The organism is Flavobacterium frigoris, assembly GCF_900111075.1.
GTDB classification, from domain to species: Bacteria; Bacteroidota; Bacteroidia; order Flavobacteriales; family Flavobacteriaceae; genus Flavobacterium; species Flavobacterium frigoris.
In genome coordinates, this window is the sequence record NZ_FOFZ01000019.1 from 1 (window position 1) to 16,744 (window position 16,744).

Sequence of the window (16,744 nt, forward strand, 5' to 3'; positions counted from 1 at the left end):
CAAATTTCATATGTTTTTCTATTTTTACTATTAGAATAATCCATCCCCATTCTTATAAAATGAGGATTTCTTACTCTTAATAACTTGATTTTTTTTAATTTTTAACTAAAAGGTTTTTTGTAAAATATTTACCATTTGCTAAGGTTAGTTTTACAATATAAATCCCCTCAACACTTGGCGCTACCATCTCTACTGTGTTATTATCAACAACAGTATCTATCATTAGCGTTCCAAGTATATTAAACACCGTAACACGCGCATTTTGCAATTTAGCCGCCTCAACGTTAGTAATAAGTTGGTACACTGAATTACTTCTAACAGGGTTAGGTGCAATCTTTAAATATTCTACTTCTACTGAAGGAGAGAATGTCAAAGGACAAGTAGTAACTACTGTACCATCAACTTTTGTAGCCATGGCATAATATGTTCCGCTTAAAACTCCGTTATCTTTAAAATATTGAGCCGTTTGACCCGAAACTAAAACTCCATTTTTATACCAGCTATACGCTTTAAAACTATTAGAACTATTATCAAAAAAGATAACATCATCAAAATGTTTTCTAATTAAATTAGGTTGGCTATTTACAACTGTTATCGTAGCTGTTCCATAAGAAATATTCCCGCTGTTATCAGTAACTTTTAAAGTAACCGTATTCACTCCAACATCGGCACAACTAAATAAAGACTTATCAAGTTCTAATAAAGCTATACCACAATTGTCTGTTGAACCATTGTTTACTGCGGCAGCAGCTACCAATACATTTGATGAAGCATCTAGTTGAACTGTAATATTTTTAGTAAACACTACTGGAGCGATTTTATCTTCAACCGTTACAATTGCTGTTTGAGTAGCAACGTTTCCGTTTTTATCGGTAACCGTTAATATAACTGTATTAGCGCCAACATTAGCACAAGTAAAAGTTGTTTTATCTAATGTCAAAGTAGTAATGCCGCAAGCATCAGATGAGCCATTGTTTATATCAGCAAGGACAATTGAAGCAGTACCAGCTGCATTTAATTGAATAGTCTTATTTTTAGTAACTACAACTGGCGCTACTTTATCTTCAACAGTTACAATCGCTGTTTTAGAAGAAACGTTTCCGCTATTATCGGTAACAGTTAAAGTAACGGTGTTATCTCCAATATTAGCGCATGTAAAAGCAGTTTTATCAAGTTCAATTCGGCTGATTCCACAATTATCCGTTGAACCATTATCAATATCTGCTACGGCAATCGTCACATTTCCTGTAGCATCTAAAGCTACAGTGATACTCTGTCCCAGTACTGAAGGAAGAGTTATATCATCGATAACAACATTTTGTGTTTGTGAACTTGTATTACCATTGCCATCATCATAAGTCCAAGTTACAACCGTTGTTCCTTGCAATGTGATAGGCAGAACTGCATTGTGTGATACCATCACATTGCTAGAGCAGTTATCAGATGCTGTTGGAGCAACTAAGCTTGTAACACTACATTCTGCGGTAACATCTGCTAAAATTGTAACATCCGCAACTGGAGCAGTAACATCATTAATAACAACATTTTGAACTTGTGTACTTGTATTTCCGTTTCCGTCATCATAAGTCCAAGTTACAGCCGTTGATCCTTGCAATGTAATAGGCAGAACCGCATTGTGCGATACCGAAACAATGCCAGAGCAGTTATCAGTTGCTGTTGGAGCAACTAAGCTTATTACACTACATTCTGCGATAACATCTGCTAATATCGTAACATCAGCAACTGGAGCAGTAACATCATTAATAACAACATTTTGAACTTGTGTACTTGTATTTCCGTTTCCGTCATCATAAGTCCAAGTTACAACTGTTGATCCTTGCAATGTCATAGGCAGAACCGCATTGTGGGATACCGACACAATCCCAGAGCAGTTATCAGTTGCTGTTGGCGCCACTAAACTTGTCACACTACATTCTGCGATAACATCTCCTAATATCATAACATCCGCAACTGGAGCAGTAACATCATTAATAACAACATTTTGAACTTGTGTGCTTGTATTTCCGTTTCCGTCATCATAAGTCCAAGTTACAGCAGTCGTTCCTTGTGCCGTAATTGGAAAAACAGCATTATTCGTAACTATTACATCCGCAGTACAATTATCTGTAGGTATTGGAGCTACTAAACTTACAACACTACATTCTGATAATATTGTAGGTAATTGACTATAAATATAGTGAATCGTTATTGTTCCACTTAACCAATCTGCTCTCCAGCCTCCCCAACCAACAAAGTACATTTCTAAAGAATTTGTCCCTCCATAATTATACGCACTAACGGAACCCGAATAACTTAAATTAAAACTATTAGCGGTATGAAAAAGTTGTCCGCCACCAATATATTGTCCAGCAACATTCAAATTGCTATACAAACCAGTACCTCCCCACCCTTGGTCTACCGCAGTATAGTCAATATCAATTCCTACAACTACTGCCCCAACAGGTAATGGATCTACAAAACTCCAAACATATGGTGACCAACCAGATGTTGATCCAGGAGTTGGTGTAAGTGTAACACTTCCAGAAAGCAAAATTGGAGCTGGAGCTGTAATATCATTAATAATAACATTTTGAGTTTGTGTACTCCTATTACCGTTTCCATCATCGTAAGTCCATGTTACAACTGTCGTTGTTCCTTCTCCTGTAATTGGGAAAACAGCGTCGTTTGTTACTAATATGGTAGCTGTTGAACAGTTGTCTGTGGCTGTTGGTGAAACTAAACTTGTTACACTACATTCTGCTTTTATGTCTCCTAAAGTAACTAAATTTGCCACTGGAGCAGATATATCACCAACAACAACATTAAAGATACTAGAAGATCTATGACCGAGATTATCTTCAGCCGTTACTGTAACAGGAGTTATTCCCAATGGAAATATCGAACTTGAAGGTAAATCGTATGTTATAATTGGACTTCCATCACAAGCGTCAATCGCACTTGCAGTATAGACCGCACTTGCAGGGATACAACTATCCACTATTACATCTGGACTAGTTATTACCGGAGGAAGCACGTCAACAAAAGTTTTACTGAAAGAAACTGGATACAAATTAGCACACGCTTCTTGTAAAGTCGCACTAAGTCCATAATTTAAAGTGATCGTGATTTGAACTCCACAAACAGCTGGAGCAAAATCGTAATAAACCCAATTGTTATTACTATTTGCTTCAACGGCGCAAGAACTTAATACAGTAAGCGCAGTACCTGTACCCGGTAAACTAGCAAAAGGCGTGTTATTAGCAACACCTGAAGGAGCAACATCTGCAGTACTCGAATTAGACCCATACATTGTAGTAATATTCATACCATCAGCAGCACTTAACATACTGAAATCCAAAGGTCCATGCCAATGTTCGATGTAAAGTCGAACATACCCATTGCTTAATTCGCGATAAACCACTTGTACTCCGTGAGCATCTATGTCAGGCATTCCCATAAATAGCAGTAATACAATCAATAATTTTTTGAGTAATTTTTTTTTCATAGTAATTTTTTTAGTTATTTTTTGTCATTCCTTCTTTGTTTCAAGCAACAAAAAGGAATAACACTTTTTTTGTTGTTGTTTTTAAATATGTAAGCCAGATTCGCGCACTCCATTACAGATTAAAATTGTCAAAAAGAGAATGTGCTTAACATTCTTCTAATTTTTTCAAAGAAAACAGCCTTCTAACTTCTATCAATAATGAATAGTATTTAAAGTAAAAACTTTTACAACTTAGTAGCGCCATAGCTTTTTATTTTATGAATTTACAAATCTCGAATAACAAAAATATGTAATTTTTTTCTTGTTTTTATACCAATTCGTTACATATAATATAAAACTTATCCTAACTTAACTACATTATCGTTAAAGTACCTATAAAACTGATTAAATACCTTTTGTGTTAACTTATTGTTAAATAGATGAATTTAAGTTTATTAAATTATAGTAGTCTGACATGCTAATACTTGCTTTTTCAAGTACAACCTCACCACCGACATCTTATCGTATTGTAGCGTTTGTCTTTTATTAAAAATGCGGCAACTATTCGAAGTTTCATAGTCCTATTTCACCGACACTATTACCCTCTCACAAAACACACATCTTTTTGGTGTAAAACCCTTTCAAAACAGAACTTTTTATCAAATACTTCAATTCAAAAATTATATTTTTTTACCTATTAAATCACCTTGACAATAATGTAGTTAGTGTATTCTTAAATCAAACACGCTTAATTATTGTAAAAAAGAACTTTTGTCTTATTTTATGAGTCAAAATTAAACCACAATCGAGGGACTAGGAAAAAAATGTTACGAAACGGCTATTTATTGTCATGAAACTAATCGTATCATCAAACGTCTTACCAAAACAGTAAAAACTTTATTATTGCACTGCTATTCTTTTTAAACACTAAAATTCACACTTTTTAAAACAATCATTTCTTAGGTGTACCAAAATTTTCAATACAACTACTAGTTTAGACTTTCGAATAAAAGTAGTAACTACCTACTCATTTAAATCAGATATAAATACCTGTTTTTAAACTCCATAAGCTATTTAATTAACTTAAAAATGAAAAAGCCTATGATCTATGACCTACCATAAACAATCCGCTGGCTATAATTGATAAAACTAGAATACTAAAGAAAATAAAATAGGATTTTCGCATTTGGTGTATATAAAGTATCTTTGCCAGTAAAAAACAACTACACAATGACACGAGCGTAGCGACTGCATTTGACCGTTAACAAACAATAACTAAAACAAATGAATTATTTTTCTTCTAATTTTAAACTAGGAATATTAGGTGGTGGTCAACTGGGCAAAATGCTTTTGTTTGATACCCGAAAATTTGATATACAAACCTATGTTTTGGATCCAAGTGATGAAGCGCCTTGCAAAATTGCCTGTGATCAATTCTTCAAAGGAGATTTGATGGATTTTGATACCGTTTACAATTTTGGAAAAAAAGTCGATGTTTTAACGTTCGAAATTGAACTCGTTAATCTAGACGCTTTAGTAAAATTAGAAAACGAAGGGTTGAAAGTATATCCTTCGCCAAAAACACTAAAACTAATCCAGAATAAAGGGACTCAGAAAGATTTTTATGCCGAACATGCAATCCCAACAGCAAATTATAAGCGTTTTAATGATTTAAAAAGCCTAGTTGTTGAAATATTAGATTCTAAATTAAGAATGCCTTTTGTATGGAAATGTACTGAATTTGGCTATGACGGAAACGGAGTAAAAGTAATCCGACAAATCTCAGATATAGACCAGCTCCCCAATGTACAATGTATTGCCGAAGATATGGTTCCGTTCAAAAATGAATTGGCTGTTATTGTTTGTCGAAATCCTTCAGGGGAAATCAGAACGTATCCGGTGGTCGAAATGGAATTTCACCCAGAAGCCAATCAAGTAGAATATGTGATTTGTCCCGCACGAATTGATGACAAAGTAGCTGAAAAAGCGAGAGCAATCGCCTTGCAAGTTTCTGAGAAATTCAATCATGTAGGTTTATTGGCTGTTGAAATGTTTCAAACAGAAGATGATGAAATTTTAATAAACGAAGTCGCACCACGACCTCATAATTCAGGACATTATTCCATTGAAGCTAGCTACACTTCACAGTTTGAAAATCACCTTAGAGCGATTCTTGATTTACCTTTGGGTAACACAGATAGTAAAGTAGCCGGAATTATGGTTAATTTAGTGGGTGCGGAAGGATTCTCTGGAAATGTTATTTACGAAAACATCGAAAAAATATTAGGTTGGAATGGGGTTACACCACATATCTACGGTAAGAAACAAACACGCCCTTTTAGAAAAATGGGACATGTAACTATCGTAAATAGCGATATTAAAGAAGCAAGAAGAATTGCCGAAGAGGTAAAGAATACAATTAGAGTGATTAGTTTGCAGTAATCAATTTACAGCAGCGGTTAAACACAATAAACTACAAACAAAAAACACAATGAGCAAAGTAGCCATAATAATGGGAAGTATCTCTGATATGCCCGTAATGCAAGACGCCATCGAAGTATTAAAAGGCTTCGGAATCGAAATCGAAGTAGATATTGTTTCGGCACATAGAACACCCGAAAAGTTATTCGATTTTAGTCAAAACGCACATCTTCGAGGAATTTCGGTTGTGATTGCCGGCGCTGGAGGAGCAGCTCATTTACCTGGAATGGTCGCCTCAATGTCACCATTACCCGTAATTGGGGTTCCTGTAAAATCAAGTAATTCTATTGATGGTTGGGACAGTATTTTATCAATCCTTCAAATGCCTGGAGGCGTTCCCGTAGCTACTGTCGCCTTAAACGGCGCTAAAAATGCTGGAATACTAGCCGCCCAGATCATAGGAAGCCATGATAAAGCAATCTTAGAAAAAGTGATACAATATAAATTAGGACTAAAAGAATCTGTAATTATTGCATCCGAAAGTTTACTAAAAAAATAACACTTCCTTATATAAACAAAGGCTTCCTATTATGGAAGCCTTTGTTGTTTCTAAAGCGTTTTATATTTTGCCTCAAATTAGTCCTCTTCTTCAATTTCTTCAAGAACACTTTCAAATTCAGATGCTATTATATCTTCATTATTAATCCAATTCTCTGAAGTAACCAAGCTGAAGTTTACATTATCCTTTGTACTTAATTCCCAAACAATACCTTCGGCAGTAGGAAAAGGAATGTTTTTAGTCATCTGGTCTTCAAATAATCTTTTGATTAAATTTCTATCAGATAACCCTTTATTCAATAATTTCAATACGTTTTCAGCCGTTAGTTCTTTGACTTCACCATCAGTTGGTGTCATTGAGAAATGAACAACAGACGCTTTGGTGTTAGGAAATTTTCCGTTATAGGCTTTATAAAGCAATTGATTGATATGAAACAATCTTGCTTGCATATGAATTTCAGGATATTCTTCACATACTTTATCAATTAACATATTATGCGAAATTTGCTCAATTTGCCCCTCATTTAATTCTTCCCCCAGTTTGTAAGCAAGTAAAATTTCGGCAGCTTCATTTGGCTCATAATCAGATATGGCCATTTCTAGTAATTCTGGTAAATTCTTTTTTTCGGCTGTAGCTGCATCTGGAAAATTAAATTTCTCTAATAACTGGATATAATCTTCATCTGACCAATACCCTTCCACTTCGTTTACAGTATCAATGCGCTTTATTATAATTTGATAATTCATTACTTATATATTATTGTTACTAATTAGCTTATTCAAAACCTTATCTAATTTTACAATTTAGGCTTTTTAAAGTGCCTAGAAAAATAAATAACATTTCTATAACATAACCTTTGTAGCTTAAAGCTTGAAAACACTGCTGCTTTGTAATCTCCTTTTTTTAATAAATCGCTACCTTTGCAATTAGAAACATTCCGTTTCAACGAATTAAATTAATGACTACCTAATGAAAATATTAACGACGAAATTTAATACCAAATACGATACAGCACCTTTTTCTAAAATAAAAAACGAGGACTTTCTTCCCGCTTTTACCGAAGGAATAGCCTTGGCAAAAGCCGAAATCGATGCGATTGTACAAAACGAAGATGTCCCTACTTTTACAAACACCATTGAAGCCTTAGATTTTAGTGGCTACACACTAGATCGTCTTTCAAGCATTTTCTTCAATTTGAATTCAGCAGAAACCAATGACGAAATTCAAAAAATCGCTCAAGAAGTTTCTCCGTTATTATCCGATTTCGGGAACGATATCCGATTGAATGCGGAGTTATTTGCTAAAGTTAAAGCTGTACACGAACAAAAAGCAACTTTGAACCTCAACCCGGAGCAAACTACTTTATTGGACGAAAAATATAAAAGTTTTTCTCGAAATGGAGCCAATCTAACCGAAGACAAAAAAATCAAACTACGTGCAATTGACAAGGAACTATCAAAGACAAGTTTGCAGTTTGGTGAAAATGTATTAGCCGAAACCCAAGCTTTTCAAATGCATCTTACTGATGAAAAAGACTTATCCGGCTTACCAGAAGGAACCATAGAAGCCGCTCGTTCTTTGGCGAAAAGCCAAGAAAAAGAAGGTTGGATTTTCACTTTAGATTACCCTAGCTATGTTCCATTTGTGACTTATGCTGATAACAGGGAGTTGCGTAAAAAAATGGCGATTGCTTTTGGAGCCAAAGGTTTTCAAAACAATGAATTAGACAACCAACAAAATGTTTTTAAAATTGCCAAATTGCGTTTCGACAGAGCACAACTTTTAGGATATGCTACTCACGCTGATTTTGTACTAGAAGAAAGAATGGCTGAAAGTCCGGAGAAAGTAAAAAAATTCTCTTTGGATTTATTGGAAAAAGCAAAACCCGCTGCGGTAAAAGAATTTGCTGATTTAACGGCTTTCGCCAAAAAATTAGATGGATTAGAAGAACTAGAGAAATGGGATGGCGCATATTACTCCGAAAAACTAAAACAAGAACTGTTCAGCTTAGATGATGAAAAATTAAAACCATATTTCCAACTGGAAAAAGTGCTTAATGGTGCTTTTGCTATCGCTGGTAAATTATACGGCTTAACATTTACCGAAGTTTTTGATATCGACAAGTACCACGAAGAAGTGACTACTTATGAAGTAACGGATGAAAAAAACGAATTAGTTGCTATTTTTTATGCCGATTTTTTCCCTCGAAAAGGAAAACGTAATGGTGCTTGGATGACTTCGTACAAATCACAATTTGTAAAAAACGGAATCAACGAAAGACCCCACATTTCAAACGTATGTAATTTCACGAAACCTACAGAAACGAAGCCTTCCTTATTGACTTTTAATGAGGTACTGACTTTGTTCCATGAATTTGGACATGGATTACACGGTATGTTAGCCAACACTAAGTATCCAAGTTTATCCGGAACTTCTGTTTATTGGGATTTTGTAGAACTACCAAGCCAAGTAATGGAAAACTGGTGCTACGAACCAGAAGCTTTGGCTTTGTTTGCCACACATTATCAAACAGGCGAAATCATACCTATTGAATTAGTTCAAAAAATCAAGGAAAGCTCCAATTTTCAAGAAGGGATGGCAACCATGCGTCAGTTGAGTTTTGGCTTGTTAGACATGGGATGGCATGGACAGGATCCTTCGTCTATAACAGATATTAAAGCTTTTGAAACAGAACAATTTGCAGATACTAAATTATATCCTGAGGTAAAAGAAAATGCAATGAGCACCTCTTTTTCTCATATTTTCCAAGGAGGATATTCCGCTGGTTATTACAGCTACAAATGGGCTGAAGTTCTCGATGCTGACGCTTTTGAGTTCTTCCAAGAAAAAGGAATTTTCAATAAAGAAGTTGCTGATAAATTTAAAGACAATATCCTCTCTAAAGGAGGAACTGAACATCCTATGATTTTATACAAACGCTTTAGAGGTCATGAACCAAGTCCAGACGCTTTGTTGAAAAGAGCGGGTCTTTTATAGATTTAAGCAAGTAGGTTATTTTTTTTTAATACAAACCGAAGTAGAAATGCTTCGGTTTTTTATTTCAAAAACGTCATGAAACAGATCATTCTCTACCAAATCAATTTTCTTAAAAAAACACCACCATCAACCACCAAAAAATAGGAATACTTTCGACCCAAAAAGTAGAATAATACCTAGACCTTTTTTCATTGGCGAAAGCCAAAAACAAAGAAAGTATTAGAACCAGAATTGCATTTACGATTAATTGCTCTTTTATAAAATTAGTTTTCAAAAACTCTAAAAAATAGAAAGGAATCAGTAATAACAAACCAACCATCTTTGTTTTTCTCACTCCTATTTGCTGTGGTACCGTTTGTAAATGCGGATCATCATTAGCTAAATCAAGAATTTCAAAAATTAGAATCAGCACAAAAACGAGAATAAAACGTTGGATGCATTTGAGATAGAAATCGAGTCCTAAATCACTATGTGCATTAACCAAAGGCAAAACCAATGTAACCCCTACCCAACACAAAGCCACAATATAAATCTTCACTCCTGCCCAATTTCGGGCGTTCCTTCTATTCGGAAAAAAAGGCAGCGTATACAGCAGTGTCAACGCTAAAACGCCTACGGAAACCAATTGTGTTATTAGTTGCAATTGGAAAAAATAATACCCTACAGCCGTTAAAGAAAAGAAACTCAATCCGGCAATGATTTTTAACTCATTTCGCATTTGTTTTTTTTGGGCTCTTGCCAAAGCATCGTACTTCACAAAATTATAACCCACTATGGTTCCAAAAAAAGCAAAATTAGCCATGCCTTGATCAGCAGAAATGTGGAACATAAAATATGTCATTCGCACTAGTGCATACACGGATAAAGCCACATGAATGCTACTCCTGATATAAAAATCAAATACTTTTTTAAAACTGATCATTAAACAAAATTAATCAATTATGAACAAATACACCATTTAGTTGAAAATTTCATAAAAAATCAGTCCAAAACCTGATTTAGATTGTTTATAATACTTATTTTTGCACTACTGAAAACACAACATTACTACACTTACATGAAAACAGACTCATTTGCTTTAAGACACTTAGGACCAAGAGATCACGATTTACCTAAAATGTTAGAAACCATAGGTGTTGAAACTTTAGATCAACTAATTAACGAAACTATTCCATCTGATATTCGTTTGAAAAAACCTTTGGATTTGGAGCATATTATGACTGAATACGAATATGCTAATCATATTAGATTATTAGGTCGCACCAACAAGGTTTACAAATCGTACATAGGTTTAGGCTATCACCCCACAATTGTCCCACCGGCAATTCAAAGAAATATTTTTGAAAACCCGGGATGGTACACTGCTTATACACCGTATCAGGCAGAAATTGCTCAAGGAAGACTGGAAGCAATTTTAAATTTTCAAACTACAGTTATTGAGTTAACTGGAATGGAAATAGCCAATGCATCTTTATTAGATGAGAGTACTGCCGCTGCTGAGGCAATGGCTTTATTATTTGATGTTCGTTCAAGAGATCAAAAGAAAAAAAATGTTAATAGATTCTTCGTTTCTGAAGAAATATTACCTCAAACTTTATCCGTCTTACAAACCCGTTCTGCACCTATCGGCGTAGAATTAGTAGTTGGGAATCACCAGGAATTTGATTTTTCAAATGAATTTTTTGGAGCAATCCTTCAATATCCTGGAAAATACGGTCAAGTTTACGATTATGCTGACTTTATCAAAAAAGCGGCTGAAAATGACATAAAAGTGGCTGTTGCTGCTGATATTTTATCATTAGTAAAGTTAACCCCTCCAGGTGAAATGGGAGCTGCAGTAGTAGTTGGAACCACGCAACGTTTTGGAGTACCAATGGGTTACGGTGGACCACACGCTGCTTATTTTGCTACAAAAGACGAGTACAAACGCTCTATGCCAGGAAGAATCATTGGTGTATCACAAGATGCTGACGGAAATCGTGCCTTACGTATGGCATTACAAACCCGTGAACAACACATCAAACGTGAAAAAGCAACGTCTAACATTTGTACTGCTCAGGTTTTACTATCTGTAATGGCAGGAATGTTTGCTGTTTATCACGGACCAAAAGGATTGCGATACATTGCAAACAAAGTCAACTCAATGGCAGTGACTTTGGCTGATGCGCTAAATAAATTAGGCGTTCAACAAACGAACACCTATTTCTTCGATACCATTGTGGTAAAAGCCGATGCTAAAAAAGTTAAAGCAATTGCAGAAAAAAACGAAATCAATTTCTTTTATATAGATGACGAAACGATTTCTATTTCGCTAAACGAAACGGTTTTGTTTGAAGATATTAACGAAGTAATTACTGTTTTTGCTGAAGCATTAGGGAAAGAAGCTTTTGAAGTAAGTGAATACACAATTGAAAATAACTATCCAACGAGCTTAAACAGAACAACCGAGTTTTTAAAACACGATGTTTTCAATAATCATCATTCTGAAACTAGTTTGATGCGTTATATCAAAAGATTAGAACGTAAAGATTTGTCGTTAACCCATTCAATGATTGCTTTGGGTTCTTGTACCATGAAGTTAAATGCAGCTGCTGAAATGCTGCCTTTAAGTATGCCTTACTGGAATACTATCCATCCATTTGCTCCATTAGATCAAGTGCAAGGGTACACTAAAATGCTTAAAAAACTAGAGCATCAATTGAATGTAATTACAGGTTTTGCCGGCACTACATTACAACCAAACTCTGGTGCGCAAGGAGAATATACCGGATTAATGACTATTAGGGCGTATCACCTTTCAAGAGGGGATGACCAAAGAAAAATCTGTTTAATTCCCGCTTCGGCTCACGGAACAAACCCTGCTTCGGCTGCGATGGCTGGAATGACGATAATCGTTACCAAAACGATGGAAAACGGTAATATTGATGTAGAAGACGTAAGAGAAAAAGCCCTTCAATATAAAGATCAACTGTCCTGCTTAATGGTAACTTACCCATCTACACATGGTGTTTTTGAAAGTGCTATTAGAGAAATCACACAAATCATTCATGATAATGGTGGTTTAGTGTATATGGATGGTGCAAACATGAATGCGCAAGTAGGATTAACAAATCCAGCGACTATTGGCGCTGATGTCTGTCACTTAAACTTACACAAAACTTTTGCTATCCCTCATGGTGGTGGTGGACCGGGAGTTGGGCCAATTTGCGTAAACGAAAAATTAGTTCCGTTTTTACCAAGTAATCCATTAGTTCATGTAGGTGGAGAAAAAGCGATTACTGCTGTTTCTGGCGCTCCTTATGGTTCTGCTTTAGTATGTTTAATTTCTTACGGGTACATTTGTATGCTAGGATCTGAAGGGATTACAAACGCTACTAAATACGCGATTCTAAATGCAAATTATATGAAAGCACGTTTAGAAGCACATTATCCAATTTTGTACTCTGGAGAAAAAGGAAGAGCAGCCCACGAAATGATATTAGACTGTAGAAGTTTCAAAGAAAATGGTATTGAAGTGTCGGATATTGCAAAACGTTTAATGGATTATGGTTTCCACGCGCCAACCGTTTCTTTCCCAGTTGCAGGAACTTTAATGATTGAACCAACTGAATCTGAAGATGTAGCTGAATTAGATCGTTTTTGTGACGCTATGATTTCAATTCGTCAAGAAATTGAAGCAGCATCAGCAGACGAACCAAATAATGTGTTGAAAAATGCACCTCATACTTTATCGATGTTAACTGCTGATTCTTGGACATTACCGTATTCAAGAGAAAAAGCAGCTTATCCACTAGACTATGTTTCAGATAACAAATTCTGGCCAAGTGTTCGTCGAGTAGACGAAACATACGGAGATAGAAATTTAGTTTGCAGCTGCGCTCCTATTGAAGCGTATATGTAAAACTAAATTAACATTCCCAAAATAAATAATTAAAAAAGTCCCGAGAAATCGGGACTTTTTTATTACACTTGCATTGGCAAATCAATTCTTACAAAACGCTGTGAAAAAAAATCTAAGCTGCTTATTATTTATCTTATGGTTTTGCTCCATTCAAGGGCAGAAAAAAGATTTTAGTTACTCCCCAAATAATGTTGACTCAATAGAAAACTACCTTAATAAGGTAACTAATAATAAAATACTTAGTTTCGAAATTAAGCAACAAAAGAGGGTAAAGGAAATACTTCTAGAAAGAAAAACTCATTTTTTAAAAAGCATTAAAGACAGTACATTTATTTTTGACGAAAAAATCCATACCTATTTAAATAAAATTCTTGCAGAAATATACCATTCTAACCCCCAAATACAAACCCAGGATTTTTATTTCTTGATTAACAAATCCCTAATTCCTAATGCTGCATGTTATGGGAATGGCATCTACACTGTTAACCTAGGTATGTTCAATCTTATTAAAACTGATGACGAGATGGCTTATATTATTTGTCATGAATTATCACATCATATTTTGAAACATAATGACAAATCCCTTGAGAATTACATCAAAACATTCAGCTCTAAGGACGTCAAACAACAAATCAATACGGCCTCCAATAAAAAATACGGTCGGAGATCAGCTATAACATCGCTACTGAAAGACTTAAAATTTAATTTCATGAAGCGAAGTAGAATTGCAGAGACCCAAGCTGATTCTCTCGGATATATTTTGTTTAACAAGACCAAATACAATAAACATGCTTCAGTAGATATCCTTAAAAAGCTAGATCTTTCTGACGAAATGATTTTTAATAACCCAACTAATTTAACGACTCACTTTTCTTTTGAACAATACCCATTTAAAGAATCCTGGATAGAAAAGGAGGATAAGATATTTAACCTCTCTGAAAGTGCAAATGATTTACAAATAGATAAAGATTCCATAAAAACACATCCCGACATTCCCCTAAGAATTGAAAAACTGAATCGGAATAATATAATTGTTGCATCTAATTCCAATACAAATGAAATCGAATCAATTCAAAAAAGAACGTATGAGAATAGTATCCAAATATTTTCTGACGACTTAAAATTAGATTTCACTTTATACCAATTATTGTCACTTCACGAAAAAGGCCTACTAGATGACAAAAAATACATTAATGAGGTGGCCAACTTGTTAAAAAAATTATATGATCTAAAAGAAAAGCATCTTTTTGGCAAATATATTAGTCCATTAAACTCTTTCTCTGAAGAAAATTCTATTAATGAAATACGACTATTTTTAAACAATCTTGAACTTAAAAACATAAAAAAAATAGGCTACTATTTTTGCAAAAAAAACGAGTTGCTATCTAAAAACGACCCTGAATTTCAGGACAGTTATAATTTCTTCAAAAATTTAAATCAAAACTAATACAATCAACAAACAAATTATGAAAAGAACCCTTACTCTACTGTTAACAGGCATTTTGGCTAATTTAACATTTTCGCAGACCAGCAAAATAGAACAGGTCAATACATTTATCGTCAAAAATTCAGGTTCAATTTTAGATAAAGAAAAAGATGTTGATGGTTATTATTTCTTCTATGAATTAGATAAACTAAAAAAAGGAGACCGCGAATTTGCAATTCAAATTTTAGACAAAAATCTAGTTGAAGTTGCTAAAAAGAAATACATTGACAATAAAAACACTTTTTTAATGAAAAGTGTTTTTAACAATCAAGCAATGATATTTGCTATGGCAAATATCAAAGAAAAAAAAATAACCTTGTTGACCTTTGACAAAAAAGCAGAACAAAAGCCAACCATTGAAATTCCTCTCGAATCTATAGAAATTCGCTACATTCTAGCGATGCAGCAATCTGGAGATTTTAACGTATTATTTCCTGTAGAAAATAAAGGATTCATTTTCAATAGAGTTATCGACAATAAAAAAATAGGTTATTCTTTAGCATACTACCCTACTGATGGCGGACAGTCATGGGAGTATAGTTCCCCAAAAGACTCAAAAGAAATTTTATCCATAAATCCTATCGAAGTAAACGATAAAGTAATTGTTGCTTTAGAAGCATCCAAACCAGGTATTTTATCAAGGAAATTTACAATAAAAACTAAAGTAATAGATGTAAAAACAGGTAAATTATTATTCGAAAAAGAGTACAGTAAAATTAGCAAGCCTAGGATAATAAACAATGCATTTCTAGACAAAGACAGTAATATTGTTTTAATGGGTGAGTACTTCAAAGAAGGTGATAATATTTTTGACGATAAAAGTTTAGGATTATTTACAGAAGTTATAAATTCCTCAGGACAAACATTAAAAGAAAACTTCACTAGCTGGAAAGAAGATGTTGCAAAAATCGCAAAGGTAGATGGTAATTACATTGATGATAAAGGATATGTCTATTTTCATAATATTGTAAGAACAAAAAGCAACGATTATTATGCCATTGGAGAATTCTACAAAAGAACAGCAAGCGCTGGTGGTATAGCACTTACCGCGCTATCCGTTTTAGGTGGTGGCGGTGGTGGAGCATCAGTTACACAATTGACTATAACTAACTCTGTAATATTTAAATTTAATGTCGATTTTAAACTTACTGGAATTCAAGAATTCGAAAAAGGAAAATCAAGAGCTCCTAGTTTATCTGATTTTGGAAGTCCTCAATTAAACGCACACGCATTAAAAGCTTACGGTGCATTTGATTATGAATACACTCAATTAGACAAAAAAAACGATCGTTTTTACGCGTGTTTCATCGATTATGAAAGATTGAAAGGCGAAAAAAATAAAAATGCATTTAAAACAATTATTTATGATGAAGGAAAATTAACCGAAGACAAAATATATTTAAGCAATAACGATTCTAATTTTCGCATTTTGCCTGCTAAAATCGGAAATGTATTGCTATTGGAATACAATAAAAAATCTAAAGAAATACTATTACATTTAGAAAAGCTGAATATAAAATAATAGTACTTTAGGAACTATATTTATGTTATTTCCAAATAGTCTATGTAGCCAATACTAAATTCTGGCCAAGTGTTCGTCGAGTAGACGAAACATACGGAGATAGAAATTTAGTTTGCAGCTGCGCTCCTATTGAAGCGTATATGTAGTATCAAGCATTACCAATAACTATAAAATGCCTCGAGACTATCGAGGCATTTTATTTTTTTATTTTTCCGCCTATAAATATCACATGTTTTTTCTATCAAAAAAAACAGTAATCAACCGACCCTAAATCAATACTAAAAAAACTATGGTATTTTCGAATAATTATTAAAAAATCATCAGTATTTTAGCCAAATAATTATTATTCTATAATTATATGCATGCATAGTAAA

The 16,744-nt window shown here is 34.2% G+C and carries 9 protein-coding genes; 6 read left to right on the top strand and 3 right to left on the bottom strand.

Annotation, left to right across the window (positions count from 1 at the left end; all coding sequences use genetic code 11):
- Positions 1-94 precede the first annotated feature (94 nt).
- Positions 95-3,505 (bottom strand): T9SS type A sorting domain-containing protein, encoded by a 3,411-nt coding sequence (locus tag BMW63_RS16420; RefSeq protein WP_083380539.1) that lies wholly within the window; start codon positions 3,503-3,505, stop codon positions 95-97.
- Positions 3,506-4,768: 1,263 nt separating this feature from the next.
- Between BMW63_RS16420 and BMW63_RS16425 the strand changes: the two genes are divergently transcribed.
- Together BMW63_RS16425 and purE are read left to right on the top strand one after the other, a co-directional pair.
- Positions 4,769-5,926, top strand: coding sequence for a 5-(carboxyamino)imidazole ribonucleotide synthase (locus BMW63_RS16425; protein ID WP_074724550.1), 1,158 nt, complete (start codon positions 4,769-4,771; stop codon positions 5,924-5,926).
- A gap of 49 nt (positions 5,927-5,975) precedes the next feature.
- Positions 5,976-6,464, top strand: a complete 489-nt coding sequence (purE, locus tag BMW63_RS16430) for a 5-(carboxyamino)imidazole ribonucleotide mutase (protein WP_074724551.1) — start codon at positions 5,976-5,978, stop codon at positions 6,462-6,464.
- Positions 6,465-6,541: 77 nt separating this feature from the next.
- On the opposite strand, the gene BMW63_RS16435 is transcribed toward purE, so the two are convergent.
- Positions 6,542-7,210, bottom strand: a complete 669-nt coding sequence (locus BMW63_RS16435; protein WP_074724552.1) for a hypothetical protein — start codon at positions 7,208-7,210, stop codon at positions 6,542-6,544.
- 223 nt (positions 7,211-7,433) lie between these two features.
- Here BMW63_RS16435 and BMW63_RS16440 point away from each other — a divergent pair, with 223 nt between their 5' ends.
- The gene (locus tag BMW63_RS16440; RefSeq protein WP_074724553.1) at positions 7,434-9,461 is read left to right on the top strand and encodes a M3 family metallopeptidase; all 2,028 of its coding nucleotides are present in this window, start codon (positions 7,434-7,436) and stop codon (positions 9,459-9,461) included.
- A gap of 109 nt (positions 9,462-9,570) precedes the next feature.
- Here the strand turns inward: BMW63_RS16440 and BMW63_RS16445 are convergent, their stop codons facing one another.
- Entirely contained in the window at positions 9,571-10,383 is an 813-nt protein-coding gene (locus BMW63_RS16445) for a hypothetical protein (protein WP_074724554.1), read from the bottom strand.
- A 135-nt stretch (positions 10,384-10,518) separates the two neighbouring features.
- Here BMW63_RS16445 and gcvP point away from each other — a divergent pair, with 135 nt between their 5' ends.
- The 3 genes from gcvP to BMW63_RS16460 all read left to right on the top strand — a co-directional run bounded on the left by gcvP (position 10,519) and on the right by BMW63_RS16460 (position 16,370).
- Positions 10,519-13,362 carry an aminomethyl-transferring glycine dehydrogenase gene (gene gcvP, locus BMW63_RS16450; protein ID WP_074724555.1) on the top strand — a complete coding sequence of 948 codons (2,844 nt, stop codon included), beginning with the start codon at positions 10,519-10,521 and terminating at the stop codon, positions 13,360-13,362.
- 100 nt (positions 13,363-13,462) lie between these two features.
- Positions 13,463-14,809 carry a M48 family metallopeptidase gene (locus BMW63_RS16455; RefSeq protein WP_175460305.1) on the top strand — a complete coding sequence of 449 codons (1,347 nt, stop codon included), beginning with the start codon at positions 13,463-13,465 and terminating at the stop codon, positions 14,807-14,809.
- A gap of 19 nt (positions 14,810-14,828) precedes the next feature.
- Positions 14,829-16,370: a DUF6770 family protein gene (locus BMW63_RS16460; RefSeq protein ID WP_074724557.1), complete on the top strand. Its 1,542-nt coding sequence runs from the start codon at positions 14,829-14,831 to the stop codon at positions 16,368-16,370.
- Positions 16,371-16,744: the final 374 nt, after the last annotated feature.

Bases quoted from the DNA above. Each gene is read 5' to 3' on its own strand.
- BMW63_RS16420 (WP_083380539.1), bottom strand. From the start codon at position 3,505: ATGAAAAAAAAATTACTCAAAAAATTATTGATTGTATTACTGCTATTT.
- BMW63_RS16460 (WP_074724557.1), top strand. From the start codon at position 14,829: ATGAAAAGAACCCTTACTCTACTGTTAACAGGCATTTTGGCTAATTTA.
- gcvP (WP_074724555.1), top strand. From the start codon at position 10,519: ATGAAAACAGACTCATTTGCTTTAAGACACTTAGGACCAAGAGATCAC.
- BMW63_RS16440 (WP_074724553.1), top strand. From the start codon at position 7,434: ATGAAAATATTAACGACGAAATTTAATACCAAATACGATACAGCACCT.
- BMW63_RS16425 (WP_074724550.1), top strand. From the start codon at position 4,769: ATGAATTATTTTTCTTCTAATTTTAAACTAGGAATATTAGGTGGTGGT.
- BMW63_RS16435 (WP_074724552.1), bottom strand. From the start codon at position 7,210: ATGAATTATCAAATTATAATAAAGCGCATTGATACTGTAAACGAAGTG.
- BMW63_RS16445 (WP_074724554.1), bottom strand. From the start codon at position 10,383: ATGATCAGTTTTAAAAAAGTATTTGATTTTTATATCAGGAGTAGCATT.
- purE (WP_074724551.1), top strand. From the start codon at position 5,976: ATGAGCAAAGTAGCCATAATAATGGGAAGTATCTCTGATATGCCCGTA.